The following is a 768-nucleotide window of genomic DNA, read 5'->3' as shown; positions in this document are numbered from 1 at the left end:
TATAGTGGTTCGCCAATTCCGCTTAGCTTTGACGAGCTAAACCAGAAAAAGTCAGTGCAAGTGGTAGAGTTTGATGAGGCTGGTGTGACGGTGGATGCCATAGATGTACCGGTTTTTCAGCAGCTGTACAAAATAAAAGGAAACCTCGAGGAGATTAGCACTAAACTTTCAGAGTTGAAGGGCGGTCGTGATGGCAGTGCTTATTGTTCAGAAAGCAATGGTGACCTTAGTGAGACTATTTGGCTTGAGGTAGAAGTTGAAGAACAGGATTATCTTGAAGACCTTCAGAAACGCATCGAAGAGTTAGTGGTCGATAGCAATATCGAAGTGCTTTGTTTGAAGCGCAGCAGAAATCGAAAAGGGTTAAGCCTGGTCGCCGAAAGTAGCGAACGTTTACAGGAGCTTAAAGCAAGCGAAGTCTTTGAAAAACGGCTGTCATTAGAGCCAGATGGAATCGATGATGCACTAAAAAGCCGTCTGCAACAGATGTTTAAAGAGGCGCTGCTACAAGCTGAGCAAGGAGACAAGCTCTAGAGCTGCAGTTATGAAAATACTAAGTATTCGCCTTAAGAACATCAACTCTCTACGAGGGGAGTGGTTTATTGACTTCACTCAGGAGCCTTTCGCAAGCAACGGTTTATTTGCAATCACTGGGCCTACTGGTGCCGGAAAATCTACGCTGTTAGATGCAATTTGCCTTGCCTTATACCACCAAACACCGCGTTTAAAGGAACCATCACCTGCTGAGAAGGTAATGACTCGTCATTG

The 768-nt window shown here is 44.9% G+C and carries 2 protein-coding genes; both read left to right on the top strand.

Going from position 1 to position 768, the window contains the following annotated elements; translation table 11 throughout:
- On the top strand, positions 1–534 hold a 534-nt coding region (locus A3766_RS01315), incomplete at its 5' end, for an exonuclease SbcCD subunit D C-terminal domain-containing protein (protein ID WP_197479164.1).
- A gap of 10 nt (positions 535–544) precedes the next feature.
- Positions 545–768, top strand: a 224-nt coding sequence (locus A3766_RS01310; RefSeq protein ID WP_156508598.1) for an AAA family ATPase, incomplete at its 3' end; no start/stop codon positions are given.

This window comes from Oleiphilus sp. HI0132, assembly GCF_001635845.1.
The sequence above is the reverse complement of the archived record's forward strand: the minus strand, read 5'-3'. Positions and strand labels throughout refer to the sequence as shown.